The sequence below is a fragment of the Micromonospora sp. NPDC048999 genome (genome assembly GCF_040649295.1).
In the GTDB taxonomy this organism is placed as follows: Bacteria; Actinomycetota; Actinomycetes; order Mycobacteriales; family Micromonosporaceae; genus Micromonospora.
Map to the genome: position 1 here is coordinate 48,822 of NZ_JBEZFI010000024.1, position 14,698 is coordinate 63,519.

At 72.2% G+C, this 14,698-nt stretch carries 13 protein-coding genes and 1 pseudogene; 4 read left to right on the forward strand and 10 right to left on the reverse strand.

Annotated features, from left to right (window positions below):
* Window position 1: 1 nt before the first annotated feature.
* The 4 genes and pseudogenes from AB0C02_RS22335 to AB0C02_RS22350 all read right to left on the reverse strand — a co-directional run bounded on the left by AB0C02_RS22335 (window position 2) and on the right by AB0C02_RS22350 (window position 3,602).
* Complete coding sequence (locus AB0C02_RS22335) at window positions 2-241, reverse strand: acyl carrier protein (protein ID WP_334485728.1); 240 nt, start codon at window positions 239-241, stop codon at window positions 2-4.
* 86 nt (window positions 242-327) lie between these two features.
* Entirely contained in the window at window positions 328-1,272 is a 945-nt protein-coding gene (locus AB0C02_RS22340; RefSeq protein ID WP_357550620.1) for a beta-ketoacyl-ACP synthase III, read from the reverse strand.
* A 17-nt stretch (window positions 1,273-1,289) separates the two neighbouring features.
* A pseudogene (locus tag AB0C02_RS22345) lies at window positions 1,290-2,198 on the reverse strand (ACP S-malonyltransferase); the annotation flags it as partial.
* A gap of 78 nt (window positions 2,199-2,276) precedes the next feature.
* Window positions 2,277-3,602: a helix-turn-helix domain-containing protein gene (locus AB0C02_RS22350; RefSeq protein ID WP_357550621.1), complete on the reverse strand. Its 1,326-nt coding sequence runs from the start codon at window positions 3,600-3,602 to the stop codon at window positions 2,277-2,279.
* Between the two features lie 114 nt (window positions 3,603-3,716).
* Here AB0C02_RS22350 and AB0C02_RS22355 point away from each other — a divergent pair, with 114 nt between their 5' ends.
* Complete coding sequence (locus AB0C02_RS22355; protein ID WP_357550622.1) at window positions 3,717-3,959, forward strand: hypothetical protein; 243 nt, start codon at window positions 3,717-3,719, stop codon at window positions 3,957-3,959.
* A 33-nt stretch (window positions 3,960-3,992) separates the two neighbouring features.
* Here the strand turns inward: AB0C02_RS22355 and AB0C02_RS22360 are convergent, their stop codons facing one another.
* Window positions 3,993-4,655: a hypothetical protein gene (locus AB0C02_RS22360; RefSeq protein ID WP_357550623.1), complete on the reverse strand. Its 663-nt coding sequence runs from the start codon at window positions 4,653-4,655 to the stop codon at window positions 3,993-3,995.
* 223 nt (window positions 4,656-4,878) lie between these two features.
* Between AB0C02_RS22360 and AB0C02_RS22365 the strand changes: the two genes are divergently transcribed.
* Complete coding sequence (locus AB0C02_RS22365; RefSeq protein ID WP_357550624.1) at window positions 4,879-5,499, forward strand: copper resistance CopC family protein; 621 nt, start codon at window positions 4,879-4,881, stop codon at window positions 5,497-5,499.
* Window positions 5,500-5,673: 174 nt separating this feature from the next.
* On the opposite strand, the gene gltX is transcribed toward AB0C02_RS22365, so the two are convergent.
* The 3 genes from gltX to AB0C02_RS22380 are packed head-to-tail and all read right to left on the reverse strand — an operon-like array spanning window position 5,674 to window position 9,737.
* Complete coding sequence (gene gltX, locus AB0C02_RS22370; RefSeq protein WP_357550625.1) at window positions 5,674-7,083, reverse strand: glutamate--tRNA ligase; 1,410 nt, start codon at window positions 7,081-7,083, stop codon at window positions 5,674-5,676.
* A 48-nt stretch (window positions 7,084-7,131) separates the two neighbouring features.
* Window positions 7,132-8,409 (reverse strand): MFS transporter, encoded by a 1,278-nt coding sequence (locus tag AB0C02_RS22375; protein WP_357550626.1) that lies wholly within the window; start codon window positions 8,407-8,409, stop codon window positions 7,132-7,134.
* Complete coding sequence (locus tag AB0C02_RS22380) at window positions 8,406-9,737, reverse strand: GH1 family beta-glucosidase (protein ID WP_357550627.1); 1,332 nt, start codon at window positions 9,735-9,737, stop codon at window positions 8,406-8,408. Before AB0C02_RS22380 ends, AB0C02_RS22375 begins: the two co-directional genes overlap by 4 nt.
* Window positions 9,738-9,921: 184 nt before the next feature.
* Between AB0C02_RS22380 and AB0C02_RS22385 the strand changes: the two genes are divergently transcribed.
* A complete protein-coding gene (locus AB0C02_RS22385) occupies window positions 9,922-10,368 on the forward strand; it encodes an SRPBCC family protein (RefSeq protein WP_357550628.1) in 447 nt (148 codons plus the stop codon).
* 184 nt (window positions 10,369-10,552) lie between these two features.
* On the opposite strand, the gene aceE is transcribed toward AB0C02_RS22385, so the two are convergent.
* Complete coding sequence (gene aceE / locus AB0C02_RS22390) at window positions 10,553-13,297, reverse strand: pyruvate dehydrogenase (acetyl-transferring), homodimeric type (RefSeq protein WP_357550629.1); 2,745 nt, start codon at window positions 13,295-13,297, stop codon at window positions 10,553-10,555.
* A 177-nt stretch (window positions 13,298-13,474) separates the two neighbouring features.
* Here aceE and AB0C02_RS22395 point away from each other — a divergent pair, with 177 nt between their 5' ends.
* Window positions 13,475-13,879, forward strand: a complete 405-nt coding sequence (locus tag AB0C02_RS22395) for a YjbQ family protein (RefSeq protein WP_357550630.1) — start codon at window positions 13,475-13,477, stop codon at window positions 13,877-13,879.
* Between the two features lie 21 nt (window positions 13,880-13,900).
* Here the strand turns inward: AB0C02_RS22395 and AB0C02_RS22400 are convergent, their stop codons facing one another.
* On the reverse strand, window positions 13,901-14,662 hold the full coding sequence (locus tag AB0C02_RS22400; RefSeq protein WP_357550657.1) for an AraC family transcriptional regulator: 762 nt from the start codon (window positions 14,660-14,662) through the stop codon (window positions 13,901-13,903).
* Window positions 14,663-14,698: the final 36 nt, after the last annotated feature.

Consider the following 14,698-nt stretch of genomic DNA (forward strand, 5'->3'; position numbering starts at 1 on the left):
ATCAGGACTGCGCCTCGATGAAGCTGACGGCGTCCCCGACGGTCTTCAGGTTCTGCACCTCGTTGTCCGGGATCTTGACGCCGAACTTCTCCTCGGCCGCCACCACGACCTCCACCATCGAGAGCGAGTCGACGTCGAGGTCGTCGGTGAAGGACTTCCCCTCGGCCACGTCGTCCGGGTTCACCCCGGCAACCTCTTCGAGGATCTCGGCGAGGCCGGCGGTGATCTCGTCACGGGTCATTACGGTTCGGTTCCTCTCATCGGGTGTTCACGACGGTCGGCGATGCCGGCCGTCAATCCTCGGCGCACTCGCGCCCGAGGAGGTCTTCAGGGGCAGCGGACGACCTGACCGGCGTAGGTCAGGCCACCGCCGAAGCCGAACAGCAGCACCGGGGCGCCGGACGGCACCTCGCGCCGCTCGACAAGCTTCGACAGGGCGAGCGGGATGCTCGCCGCCGACGTGTTGCCGGACTCGACGATGTCCTTCGCGATGATCGCGTCGGGGATGTTCAGTCGCTTGGCGATACCGTCGATGATCCGGGCGTTGGCCTGGTGCGGCACGAACGCGGCCAGCTCGGCGGGGGACACCCCGGCCTTCTCGCAGGCCTGCAGCGCCAGCGGCGCCAGCGCCGTGGTGGCCCAGCGGAAGACCGTCTGCCCCTCCTGCGCGATGTAGGGCCGCCAGCCCTCGATGCGGACCGCGTCGCTCTTCTCCGGCACCGAGCCCCAGACCACCGGCCCGATCCCGGCCGGCTCGCCCTCGGCGGCCGCGGTGACCACCGCTGCCCCGGCGCCGTCGCCGAAGATGATGCAGGTCGAGCGGTCGGTCCAGTCGGTGAAGTCGGAGAGCTTCTCCGCGCCGATCACAATGGCGTTGCGGGCCGCGCCGGCCCGGATCGCGTGGTCGACCGTGCCGAGCGCGTACGCGAAGCCCGAGCAGGCGGTGTTGAGGTCGAACGCGCCGGGGGCGTTGATGCCCAGCTTGGCGGCGACCCGGCAGGCCACGTTCGGGCTACGGTCGACCGACGTGCAGGTGGCCACCACGACGAGGTCGATGTCGGCGGCGGTGAGGCCGGAACTGGCCAGCGCCTTGCCGGCGGCGGCCGCTGCCATGTCGGCCACCGTCTCGTCGCCGGCGATCCGCCGGGTGACGATGCCGACCCGGTCCCGGATCCACTCGTCGTTGGTCTCGACCAGTTGCGCGAGGTCGTCGTTGGTCACCACGCGGGAGGGCTGGTAGTGCCCCATCGCGACGATTCGACTGCCGGACATCAGTTAAGCCCTCCGATCCGGGCGATCAGGTCCCGCGCGGCGGGCAGATCGTCGGGGGTGTTCAGGGTGACGATCTCGGGCGCACCTGCGCCCTTCAGTTCACGTTTGACCAGGCCGGCCAGGGTGCCGGCCGGCGGCAGCTCGATCACGCCGGTGACACCGAGGTCGGCCAGGGCCCGCATGCACAGGTCCCAGCGGACCGGGGCGGTGACCTGCCGGACCAGCCGCTGCACCATCTCCCGGCCGTCGCTGACCGCGGTGCCGTCGAGGTTGGAGAGCAGGATCCGGGCCGGGTCGGCCGGCACGATGCCGTCGGCCACGGAGGCCAGGGCGGCCTCGGCCGGAGCCATGTACGGGGTGTGGAAGGCACCGGCGACCTGGAGCCGGATGACCCGGGCCCGCGCCGGCGGTTCGGCGGCCAGCTTCTCCAGCCCGGCCACCGCGCCCGCGGCGACAACCTGGCCGGCGCCGTTGCGGTTGGCCGGGTACAGACCGTGGGCCTCGATCGCGGCGAGCACCTCGTCCGCGTCGCCGCCGAGCATCGCGGCCATTCCGGTCGGCTCGAGCGCGCACGCCGCGGCCATCTCCCGGCCGCGTACGCCGGCGAGGGTGACGGCCGCCTCGGCGGACAGCACCCCGGCCAGGGCGGCGGCGCCCAGCTCGCCCACGCTGTGGCCGGCGACCAGCGACACGTCGCGCAGCGGCAGGTGCTCGGCGGCGAGCAGCGCGGCCGCGACGAGCAGCGGCTGCGTGCGGGCGGTGTCCTTGATCTCGTCCGCGTCCGCCTGGGTACCGAGGTGGACCAGGTCGACGCCGGCCAGCGCTGACCACCAGCGCAGGCGGGCCTCGGCCCCGGGCAGCTCGAGCCAGGGGATCAGGAAGCCGGGTTTCTGGGAACCCTGTCCGGGTGAGAGTACGGCGAGCACGTCTACGACTCTGACGGATACTCGCGGGTCGCGCTGTAACGCACGGCACCAAGCCGTACTAGAAGCTTTGGAGGAAACCTACAAAAATCGGCGACGATCATCACCTGTGTGTGATGTTTTCCTGACCCCTGAACCCAATGTCTGGCTCGGGACGGGTGCGACGCCGGGGACGATCGGGTCGAGCCGGCCCACGGTCAGCGCCACCTGTAGCGCGAACGCGTCCCGCGGGACCAGCGGCGAGAAGCCGGTCACGTCGGCGACCCGCTTGAGCCGGTAACGCACGGTGTTCGGATGCACATAGAGCGCCCGGGCGGCGCTCTCCAGCGTGCCGCCGGCGGCGAAGAAGGCGTCCAACGTCTCCAGCAGTTCGCCACCGGCGCGGGCCAGTGTCGCGTACACGTCGTGGCGCAGCCGGCGGCGGGCCTCGCCGTCGCCGGCCAGAGCCCGCTCCGGCAGCAGGTCAGCGGCGGGCACCGGGCGAGGCGCGGTCGGCCAGGCCGGCGCCGCGCGGAACCCGGCCAGCGCGGCCCGCGCCGAGTCCGTCGCCTCGTCCAGGCTCGGCACGGCCGGGCCGACCACCACCGGCCCCTCCCCGAACGCGGTCAGCAGCTTTTCGGTGGCCGACAGCGGGTCGGCCGCCCCGCCGAGCACGATGACCAGCCGATCGCCGTGCACCCCGCCGATCACCTCGACCCCGATCCGGCGGGCCTGCCGGTAGACGGTGTGCAGCACGGCGGCCACCTCGCCGCCGGGCGAGCGGCCCACCGCCACCGCCACCGGCGGCGCGTCCGTCCAGCCCAGCGCTGCCGCCCGGCTGGCCAGCACGTCCGGCGAGTCGCCGCGCAGCAACGCGTCCACCAGCAACGCCTGGAGCCGGGCGTCCCACGAGCCGCGCGACTCGGCGGCGCGGGCGTACACCCGGGCGGCGGCGAAGGCGATCTCGCGGGAGAAACGCAGCACCGCCTCCCGCAGCGGCTGTTCCTCGCCCTCGGCGGCCAGGTGCGCCACCTGCTCCTCGACCACCTCGATGGTCACCTTGATCAGCGCCACGGTCTGCTGCAGGCTGATCGAGCGGGCCAGCGCCTGCGGCGCGGTGGCGAAGACCTCGTCCGACACCTCCTGGGTGCTGTCGGTCGCACCGCCGCCCTGCCGCAGCCACTGCACCAGCGACCGGACACCCGCCTGGGCGACCAGCATGACCCACGACCGCTGGTCGGCCGGCAGCTCCCGGAACCAGGGGAGGGCCTCGTCCATCCGGGCCACGCTGGCGGTGGCCAGTGCGCCCGCCGCCCGTTCGATCCGGCGCAGCGTGGCCGGTAGTTCGGTCCCGCCCGGTTCGCTCACGGCTTCAGCCTGACATGCCCTGACCAGCGCCTCGACACCGAGGGTCGGTGCCCGGCTCAACCGCGCTGACCTGGATGCCGCCCGCGCTGAACACCTCGTCGGGGCCGGCCAGTACGGTGTCAGGGCACGCCGGGCGACCGCCCGACGGGCGATGGCGAGACTGAGGAGACCGGGATGGCGCACGGGGAGGCCGACCACGGCTGCGCCCAGGGTGAACCCTGCCGGCCGGGCCACCACGACCCGCCCGTGCCCCGGCAGCGGGCCGTCGAGCCGATGCCGCCGGCGATGCCCGAGCCGGCGCACGAGCCGGGCTGCTGCAGCGAGCTGCCCGGCTGGGCCGGCGCCCACCGGCACGGCCCGGTCCGACCCCGTCGCCGCACGAGCCGCCAGGAGCGGCCGCCGCGCCGCTGGTGCTGACCCCGCCACCCGGCGGAGGGCCGGCGGCTGACCTCAGCGGGTACGGCGGCGGACCAGCAGCGCAATGCCGGCGATCCCGGCGGTGATGACCAGCATCACCCCGCCGTTGAGCAGCAGCAGCCGCTGAAGCTCACCCATCGCCGCGTCGAGGTCCTGCCCGGGGTCCAGCGCGTCGTCCGGGATGACCCGTTCGCCGCCGCCGACGCCGCCGCTGAGCGTGTCGAACTGTCGCTGCAGCGGCACCCCGGCGGCGCGCAGCGTCTCGGACATGTTCAGCCGGCCGAAGAACCAGCCGGCCAGGGTCTTGCTCCGGTCGGGCTGCTTGGCCGGCCGGTAGACCCGGGGCCCGCCCTTGGCGAGCGGGTAGAGGTCGTAGGTCTTCGTCGGCGCGTCTCCGGCGAGCACCACGACCGTGTACTTCGGACCGAGGTCCGCGGTCTTGGGGCCCTGCTGCTGGCCGGTACGACCCAGCCAGCTGACCTGATCGAGGACCGCGTTCACCTCGGCGGGGTGCGTGGCGGCGCGCAGCCGCAGGGGCTGGTCCAGGTGCTCGCCGGTGATGTCCACTCCGGCCGCCGGGCGGTCGACTCTGGCCGCCGCCGCATGGGCCGCGGCCGGGCCCGCCAGGGCCAATGTGGCGGTCGCGATCACCGTCCCGGCCACGGCTGCCAGCAGCCGCCTTACCCTCCGGATCATCGCCGCCTCCTCGCCCCGTTCGATGGCTGGCTCCCGCTGCGGGTCACGCTTGACCGGCCGACGGTGGTGGCCGCCCGGCGAACCGGTGCCCACTCCAAAAAGACTCCGTGGAACGTCGCTCGGTTGCAGCTGCGGAGAGAGTAATTGGAACTATTTGCGATCTGGAACCGACTAACAGCCGGTCGATGATCAGCGGCCGGATCGTACCCGGATGGAGGGGCTTATGGGGGGCAGGGTCGCCCGAGCGGCGCGTACCTGGTTGGTGGTTCTCGGCATGGCGGCGGGCGCGGCGGTGTTACCAGCCAGCCCGGCCGCGGCGCACAACTCGCTGACCAGCAGCAATCCGAAGGACGGGGCAAAGGTGGCGACCGCCCCGAAGCGGATCGAGCTCCGTTTCCTCGCCACGCCGGCCCCCACCGCCACCAAGATCACCGTGACCGGCCCGGACGACACGCCCGCCTCCGACGGCGAGCCGACCTTCTCCGGCAAGCGGGTGAGCGTGCCGTTCACCCCGGGCCCGGCCGGCTCGTACACCGTCGCGTACCGGGTCGGCTCGGTTGACGGTCACCAGGTCAACGGGAAAATCAGCTTCACCCTGACCGTCGGCGCGGTCACCGCCACGCCCTCGGCCGAGGAATCGCCGACCACCACGCCGCCCACGGATCCGGTGGCCGAGGCGACTCCGGTGGCCGAGGCGGCCTCGCCGGCGAGCGCCGAACCGGTCGCGTCGCGTCCGGACGACAGCGGCGGGGGGACCGGCCTGTGGTGGGCGCTGGGAGCCGTGGCGGCGCTGGCCGCGCTGGGCGGCGGGCTGCTGCTTCGCCGCCGCTCCGCCCGCCGCTGAGCCGTGTCGGCGCGGTCGCCCGGAGCGCCGGACGCGCGGAGCCGCCACCGACGGCTGGTTGAGGAGGCACTCCCGTTTTCATCGATATGCCGCTGAGTCATATTCATGACTCAGCGGCATATCGCTGTCAGGGACCTGGTCTCCCGGAGCACGACACGCCGGGCACGATCCACGTCAGACCAGGCGTACGCGGGCGGCGCGCAGCCGGGCCAGGGTGCGCTCGCGGCCGAGTACCTCAAGGGACTCGAAGAGCGGCAGGCCGACGGTGCGACCGGTGACCGCGACCCGGACCGGCGCCTGCGCCTTGCCCAGCTTCAGGCCACGCTCCGCGCCGACCGCCTCCAGCGTGGACTTCAGCGACTCGGCGTCCCAGGACTCCAGCCCCTCGAACGCGGCGACGGCCGCCTCCAGCAGCTCGGCCGCGCCCTCCTTCATCGCCTTCGCCCAGGCCGCCTCGTCGATCAGCGGGTCGGCCAGGAAGAGGAAGTCGACGTTCGGCACGATCTCGCTGAGCACCGCGATCCGGGTCTGCGCCAGCGGCGCCACCGCGGCGAAGGCGGCGGCGTCGAACTCCTCCGGCTGCCACGGCGGCGGGGCGATGGTGCCCGTGCCGGCCAGCCACGGCTGGCACTCCGTGATGAAATCCTCGACGGGCAGCGCCCGGATGTACTCGCCGTTGAACGCGCGCAGCTTCTTCTCGTCGAAGAACGCCGGGGAGGGGTTCACCTCCGCCAGCCGGAACTCCTCCTCGACCACCGACCAGGGCACGATCTCCCGGTCACCGGAGGGCGCCCAGCCGAGCAGCATCAGGTAGTTGCGCATCGCGGCGGCGAGGTAGCCCTCGTCCCGGTACGCCTCCAGGGCGACTTTGTCCCGCCGCTTGGACAGCTTCTGCCGCTTCTCGTTCACCACCACGGGGACGTGCGCCCAGACCGGCGGCTTGACCCCGAGCGCGTCCCAGAGCAGCTGCTGCTTCGGGGTGTTGGGCAGGTGCTCCTCGGCCCGGATCACGTGGGTGATCCCCATGGTCATGTCGTCGACCACGTTGGCGAGCAGGAAGACCGGCGAGCCGTCGCCCCGGGCGATGACGAAATCCTCGATCAGCTTGTTCTCGAAGGTCGGCTCGCCGCGGATCAGGTCGACCACCACGGTCTCGCCCTCGTCCGGCGTACGGAAGCGCAGCGCCCGGCCCTCGCCGGGCTCGAGGCCGCGGTCGCGGCAGAAACCGTCGTAGCCGGCGTACTGGGAGCCGGTCCGCGCCTGCACTTCCTCCCGGGTGCAGTCGCAGTAGTACGCCCGGCCGCCCTCGTGGAGCCGCTGCGCGGCGGCGCGGTGCTCGCCGGCGTACGACGACTGGAAGTACGGGCCCTCGTAGCTGCCCCGCGCGATGCCGATCCAGTCCAGCGCCGACAGGATGCCCTCGGTCCACTCCGGCTTGTTGCGGGCCGCGTCGGTGTCCTCGATGCGGAGCACGAACACCCCGCCCTGCTGCTTGGCGTAGATCCAGTTCTGTAGTGCCGAGCGGGCACCGCCGACGTGGAACATACCGGTCGGGGAGGGGGCGAAGCGTACACGTACCGTCACGTCCCCCAGCCTACGGCCGGGGGCCAGCCGATTTGAGGGAGGGGGCGGTCAGGGGACCGATCTGATCTTCAACACCAGGGCGCTGCCGAGCAGGGTGACCGCCGCGGTGGCCGCGTACAGGGTGGGGTAGCCGCCGAGGTGGACCACGATCGGGGCGGAGAGCGCCGGGCCGAGCACCTGCGGCGCGGAGTTCGCGATGTTGATCACCCCGAGGTCCTTGGCCCGGTCGGTCGCGGCCGGCAGCACCTGCGTGATCAGCGCCGCGTCCACCGCCAGGTAGACGCCGTAGCCGGCGCCGAGCAGCAGCGCGGCGGTGACCGCCATCGGCCAGGTCGGCGCCACCGCGAGCAGCAGCGCCGCCACGGCCATGATCAGCCCGGAGACGATCACGAAGACCTTCCGCCGGCCGGAGCGGTCCGACAGCCGACCGGACACCACGGCGGTCAGCATCATGCCCAGCGTGTAGAGCAGGATCAGCGCCAGCAACCCGCCCTCGGGGTCGGCCACCCGCACCCCGTCGGTGAGGAAATACAGCAGGTAGAGCGTGCCGAGCGCGTTGCCGGTCTGGACCAGGAACCGGGTGAACCAGGCCCAGGCGAAGTCGGGGTGCCGGCGTGGGCTGATCCAGAGCGAGGCGAGCAGCCCGCGCAGCCGCAGCACCGACCGGTGCTCCCGGGGCAGCGGGTCGTCCGCGGTCAGCAGCGCGAACGGCAGCGACAGCAGCAGCACCGCGGCGGCGACGGCCGCGTACCCGGCGGCGTTGCCGGTGACCACGGCGGTGACCAGCACCGCCCCCACCACCAGACCGAGCGCCTGCGGAATGCCCACCCAGCCGGAGACGCCGCCGCGCTGGGCGACCGGGACCCGGTCCGGGATGGCGGCGGTGAGGCTGGCCAGCATCGCGTTGAAGCAGACCTGCGCGGCGACCCAGCCGAGCGCCACCCCCGCGATGGTCTCCTGCCGGGCCAGCAGCACCAGGGCGAACGCGCCGAGAACCGCGCCAGAGGCGGTCCACACGTGCCGCCGGCCGAGGTGCCGGCGTCCCAGCCGGAGCACCGTCCGGTCGGACAGCGCCCCGGCCAGCGGGTTGGCCAGCACCGCGGCGAGCGCCCCGAGGCCGGTGACGACGGCGAGCATCGTCTCCTTGTCGCCGGGCGCGATCCGCGCCACCTGCTGAGGCAGCAGCACCTGGATCGGGGTGAAGAAGGCCATCCAGACACCGAGGTTGGCCGCGAAGATCAGCGTGATCCAGCTCCGCCGGACCGGCGCGGTCGGTTCGGCGAGCGCCGCCGGCAGCGCGGCCGGCGTCGGGCCGACGGTGGTCATCGCCGGATGACCCGGTCGCGGAACCAGGCGTACGACGACTTCGGGGTCCGCCGCTGGGTGGCGTAGTCGACGTGCACCAGGCCGAACCGCTTGGTGAAGCCCTCGGCCCACTCCCAGTTGTCCAGCAGGGACCAGACGAAGTAGCCGGTCACCTCGACCCCGGCGTCCATCGCCTCGCGGACCGCCCGGATGTGCCCGTCCAGATACGCGATCCGCTCCGGGTCGTCCACCCGGCCCTGCCCGTCCGGCCCGTCGTGGTAGGCGCAGCCGCTCTCGGTGATCTGGATCGGCGGCAGCGCGTCGCCGTACGTGTCGTGCAGCCCGAGCAGTAGGTCGCGCAGCCCGTCCGGGGCCACCGGCCAGTCGAAGGCGGTTCGTGGGTAGCCGGTCAGCGGCACGATCTCGAACGGCAGCGGTGAACCCTCCTCGGCGGCCCGGATGCCTGTCGGGTTGTAGTAGTTGACCCCGAGCGCGTCGAGCGGGGCGGCGATCACGTCGAGGTCGCCGTCCCGCACCAGGGCCGGGTCGAGGCCGAGTTCCTCGGGGTAGCCGAGGCCGAGCAGCGGGTCGGTGAAGAGGCGGTTGTGCAGCGCGTGGTACGCCGCCCCGGCGGCCCGGTCGGCGTCGGTGTCACCGGCCAGCCGCACCGGGGAGTAGTTGTTCGCGATGGCCACCGGGGCGGTGCCGTGGGCGCGCAGCGCGGCGACGGCGAGGCCGTGCCCGAGAAGTTGGTGGTGGGCCACCGGGAAGGCGTCGAAGAGCAGCATCCGGCCGGGGGCGTGCACACCCATGCCGTGCCCGAGGCTCATGTGGATGAACGGCTCGTTGAGCGGGATCCAGAGTTTCACCCGGTCGCCGAGGCGGGCGGCGACCAGGTCGGCGTACTCGGCGAAGCGGGCGGCGGTGTCCCGGTGCAGCCAGCCGCCGGCGTCCTCAAGGGCCTGTGGCAGGTCCCAGTGGAAGAGCGTGGCGACCGGGTCGACGCCCGCGTCGAGCAGGGCGTCCACCAGCCGGTCGTAGAAGTCCAGCCCGGCCGGGTTGGCCGGGCCCGTGCCGTCGGGCTGGATTCGGGGCCAGGCGATCGAGAAACGGTACGCGGACACTCCGAGCCCGGCCAGCAGCGCGGCGTCCTCGGCGTACCGGTGGTAGTGGTCGCACGCCTCGTCTCCGGTGCTGCCGTCGGCGATCCGGCCCGCCGTGTGGGCGAAGGTGTCCCAGATGGACCGGCCTCGGCCGTCGGTGGTGGCCGCTCCCTCGATCTGGTACGCGGAGGTGGCCACCCCCCAGCGGAAGCCGGCGGGGAACTCGGGCATCGGCGTGGTCGTCATGCGCCCTCCCAGAAACGCGAAGCGTGTTCGCGACTCTAGGGGGCCGTCCGTCGATGCGCCATAGGTCCGGCGGAGAGCTTGACGCAAGGGTTTTCGGCGTGTCTTTCCGAACCCGTCCGGTTAAGTCCGATTTACCGCATACAGTGCGGAATATCGCGGATGTCCTTAGTGGGAGAAAGACGAAATGATCCTCGTGGAACGCAGTGCGCACGTGATGGCGCCGGTGGAAGCGGTCTGGGACGTTGTGCAGCGGGCCGAGCAACTGCCGGCCTGGCTGGCGGGGGTCCGCGCGGCCGAGGTCCTCTCGGGAGAGGGGTTCGGCCGACGACAACGGGTCCAGGCCGGGCGCGGTGCGGCGCACGAGGCCGAGGTGATCGCCTACCAGGAGCCGACCCTGATCGGGTGGCGCGAGCGGGCCAAGGGCGCCGGTGCCCGGGCCGAGGCGCGCACCGAGATCTACGTACAGCTGACGGCGGACGAGGAGGAAGGCGGGACGATCGTGCGGCTCATCGTCGTACGGTGGCCCGCCGGGCCGGTCAAGGCCGCTCTGCTCCGGCTCGGCCTGCGTCGGGTCGGCGCTGACCTGGAGGACTCGCTGGCCCGGCTGACCGACCTGGCCGCCGTCGGCTGACCCGAGCCGGTCCCGGCGTCGCCCGCGATGGTGATGGTCCGGCGTTCCCGCCAGGAACGCCGGACCATCGTCGACTCCCGGCTGAGATCCACACACTTCCCCCGAAGTTGCGCGGATCTTGGGGGTACGAGGACGGAGGAGGGCCCGGCGCGATAGCGCCGGGCCCTCCTCCGTGGCGGGTGGGTCAGCTGTCGCCGCCGGTCTCGCCGACCGGCGCGGCGTTCACGTCCTCCAGCGCGTACTTCTTGGCGGCCTCGGCCGGCATGTGGGCCGGCACCGCACCGCGGAAGGCGAGCTGGCGCAGCGCGGCGACCGTCACCGACTCGGCATCCACGTGGAAGTGCCGGCGCAGCGCGTGCCGGGTGTCCGACATACCGAAGCCGTCGGTGCCGAGCGAGGTGTAGTCGCCGGGTACCCAGCGGGCGATCAGGTCCGGTACCGCCCGCATCCAGTCGCTGACCGCGACCTTCGGCCCGTCGGCGTCGGCCAGCTTCCGCTGGATGTACGGCACCCGCGGCTCGGAGCCCGGGTTGAGCAGGTTGTGCTCCTCGCACTCCACCGCGTCCCGGCGCAGCTCGGTCCAGGAGGTCACCGACCACACGTCGGCGGCCACCCCCCAGTCCTCGGCGAGCAGCTGCTGCGCCTTGAGCGCCCACTGCATGCCCGTGCCGGAGGCCAGCAGGTTGGCCTTCGGCGCGTCCCCGCCGACCTGCGGCGCGGGGGAGTAGCGGTAGATGCCCTTGAGGATGCCCTCGACGTCCACGCCCTGCGGCTCGGCCGGCTGGAAGATCGGCTCGTTGTAGATGGTGAGGTAGTAGAAGACGTTCTCCTGCGCCTCGCCGTACATCCGGTGCAGGCCGTTCTCCACGATGTGCGCGATCTCGTACGCGAACGCCGGGTCGTACGCGACCACCGCCGGGTTGGTGGCGGCGATCAGCATCGAGTGGCCGTCCTCGTGCTGCAGGCCCTCACCGTTGAGCGTGGTCCGGCCGGCGGTCGCGCCGAGCAGGAAGCCCCGCGCCATCTGGTCGGCCGCGGCCCACAGCCCGTCGGCGGTCCGCTGGAACCCGAACATCGAGTAGAAGATGTACATCGGGATCATCGGCTCGTCGTGCGTGGCGTACGACGAGCCGGCCGCGGTGAACGAGGCGACCGAGCCGGCCTCGTTGATCCCCTCGTGCAGGATCTGCCCGCCGGTGGCCTCCTTGTAGGACAGGAACAGCTCCCGGTCCACGGAGGTGTACCGCTGGCCGTGCGGCGAGTAGATCTTCGCCGTCGGGAAGAGCGAGTCCATGCCGAACGTACGGGCCTCGTCCGGGATGATCGGCACCCACCGCTTGCCGAACTCCTTGTCCTTCATCACGTCCTTGAGCAGGCGGACGAAGGCCATGGTGGTGGCCACCTTCTGCTTGCCCGAGCCGCGCTTGACGTCGGAGAAGCGCTCGCTGCCCGGGATCTGCAGGGTCTTGCCGGTGGCCCGCCGGGTCGGCAGGTAGCCGCCGAGCTGCTTGCGCCGCTCGTGCAGGTATTCGATCTCCTCGGACTTGTCACCCGGGTGGTAGTACGGCGGGAGGTAGGGGTTGTCCTCCAGCTGCTTGTCCGAGATGTCCAGGTAGAGCCGGTCGCGGAAGAGCTTCAAATCCTCCAGCGTCAGCTTCTTCATCTGGTGGGTGGCGTTGCGGGCCTCGAAGTGCGAGCCCAGCGTCCAGCCCTTGATGGTCTTGGCCAGGATCACCGTCGGCTGACCGGTGTGCTCCATCGCCGCCTTGTACGCCGCGTAGAGCTTGCGGTAGTCGTGGCCACCCCGCTTGAGGTTCCAGATCTCGTCGTCGCTGAGGTGCTCGACCATCTTGCGGGTGCGCGGGTCGCGGCCGAAGAAGTGCTCCCGGACGTACGCCCCGGACTCCGCCTTGTAGGTCTGGTAGTCGCCGTCGGGCGTGGTGTTCATCAGGTTGACCAGCGCGCCGTCGGTGTCCGCCGCGAGCAGCGGGTCCCACTCCCGGCCCCAGACCACCTTGATGACGTTCCAGCCGGCGCCCCGGAAGAACGCCTCCAGCTCCTGCATGATCTTGCCGTTGCCCCGGACCGGGCCGTCCAGCCGCTGCAGGTTGCAGTTGATCACGAAGGTGAGGTTGTCCAGCTCCTCGCGGGCGGCCACGCCGATCGCGCCGAGCGACTCGACCTCGTCCATCTCGCCGTCACCGAGGAACGCCCAGACGTGCTGCTGGGAGGTGTCCTTGATGCCCCGGTGGTGCAGGTAGCGGTTGAACCGGGCCTGGTAGACCGCGTTGATCGGGCCGAGGCCCATCGACACGGTGGGGAACTCCCAGAAGTCCGACATCAGCCGCGGGTGCGGGTAGGAGGGAAGCCCGCCGCCCGGGTGCGACAGCTCCTGCCGGAAGCCGTCGAGCTGGTCCGTGCTGAGCCGGCCCTCCATGAACGCCCGCGCGTACATGCCGGGGGAGGCGTGGCCCTGGTAGAAGATGTGGTCGCCGCCGCCCGGGTGGTTCTTGCCCCGGAAGAAGTGGTTGAAGCCCACCTCGTAGAGGGACGCGGAGCTGGCGAAGGTGGAGATGTGGCCACCCACGCCGATCTCGGGGCGCTGCGCGCGGTGCACCAGCATGGCGGCGTTCCACCGGATGTACGCCCGGATCCGCCGCTCGATGTGCTCGTCACCCGGGAACCACGGCTCGCGCTCCGGAGCGATGGTGTTGATGTAGTCGGTGGTGGTCAGTGACGGCACCCCGACCTGGCGCTCGCGGGCCCGCTCCAGCAGGCGCAGCATGACGTAGCGGGCGCGCTTTGTCCCGCGCTCGTCGATGACACCGTCGAGCGACTCGACCCATTCGCTGGTCTCTTCAGGGTCGATGTCCGGAAGCTGGCTCGGCAGACCAGCGGTGATCACCGGGCGCTTGCGTTCCGTAGCCACAGGCGTTCCCTCGGTTCTGTGTGGGATAGGTCTCTTGCGCCCATCCTGCCCTCTCTCGACGCGTTCCGTCACGCCTCCCTCCCCCAGACGCGACGCTGAACACATGTACCCGCCAGTAACATCTCGGGATCCGGCCCTGGGCCGACGGCGGGCCGCCGGCCGGGCCAGAATGCGGGTGTGCGCACCGAAGTGATCACCGTCCAGACCGGGTCCCGGCCGGCCGTCCGGGACATCACCGCCGAGGCCGAGCGCTTCGTCTCCGGCCAGGGCGACGGCCTGTTGCACGTCTTCGTGCCGCACGCCACCGCCGGGCTGGCGATCATCGAGACCGGCTCCGGCTCCGACACCGACCTGCTGCGCGCGCTCGACGACCTGCTCCCCACCGACGACCGCTGGCGACACCGGCACGGCTCGCCCGGGCACGGCCGGGACCACGTGCTGCCCGCGTTCGTCCCCCCGTACGCGACCCTGCCGGTGCTCGACGGGCGGCTGGCGCTGGGCACCTGGCAGTCCCTCTGCCTGGTCGACACCAACGGTGACAACCCCACCCGGAAGGTCCGCTTCTCCTTCCTGCCGGCCTGACGCTCCCGCGCCCGCCCCGGCTCAGCGCAGCAGCCGGCGGAGCTGGCCCGGGGTGTGGCCGAGCTGGGCGCGTACCGTCCGGGTCAGGTGGGCCTGGTCGGCGAAGCCCAGCTCGGCGGCGAGCTCCGACAGGCTCGGCACGCCCTCCTCCAGCCGGTCCAGCACCCGCCCGACCCGCAGTCGGTTTCGGTAGCGGGTCAGCGGCACCCCGACCAGCGCCTGGAACTCCCGGCTCAACCGGTACGGCGACACGCCGAACGCCCGGGCCAGCGGCAGCAGCCCGGCGGCGTCGGGATGGCCGTCGTGCAGCGCGGCCCGCGCCCGCTCGACCAGGCGGCGGTGCCGCCCGCTGCCGCCGACCGCCGGTCCGGTCGCCGCCCCGACCAGTCGGACCAGCCGCTCCGCCGCCGCGTGGTCCGGGTCCGACGCGGTACGCAGCAACAGCCGGTGGGCCAGGTCCACGTGGGCGTCGACGTGTACCACGGCCGGCACCGGCCGGTCCGCGAACAGCTCCTGCCACAGCCGCTCGGAGAGGCGTACCGAGGTGCAGTCGTCGCCGCCGACCGGGTGGGCGAATCGTTCCGCCTCGCCCGGCACGGTCAGGTAGGCCACCGTCGGGTCGACGAACTCCTCGCCGCCCCGCCCAACCCGGCGGAAGCCGCCCCGCCGGGTCAGCACCAGCCCGTACGTCTCGTTCGGTTCCGGTGCGGACCAGCCGGTGTGGTCGTCGCGGCACCGCACGATGGCGACCCGGAAGTCCGGGTGCCGAAGCAACGGCTTCATGGTGCGCACGCCACTCAGGGTAGGTGGCTCGACCCG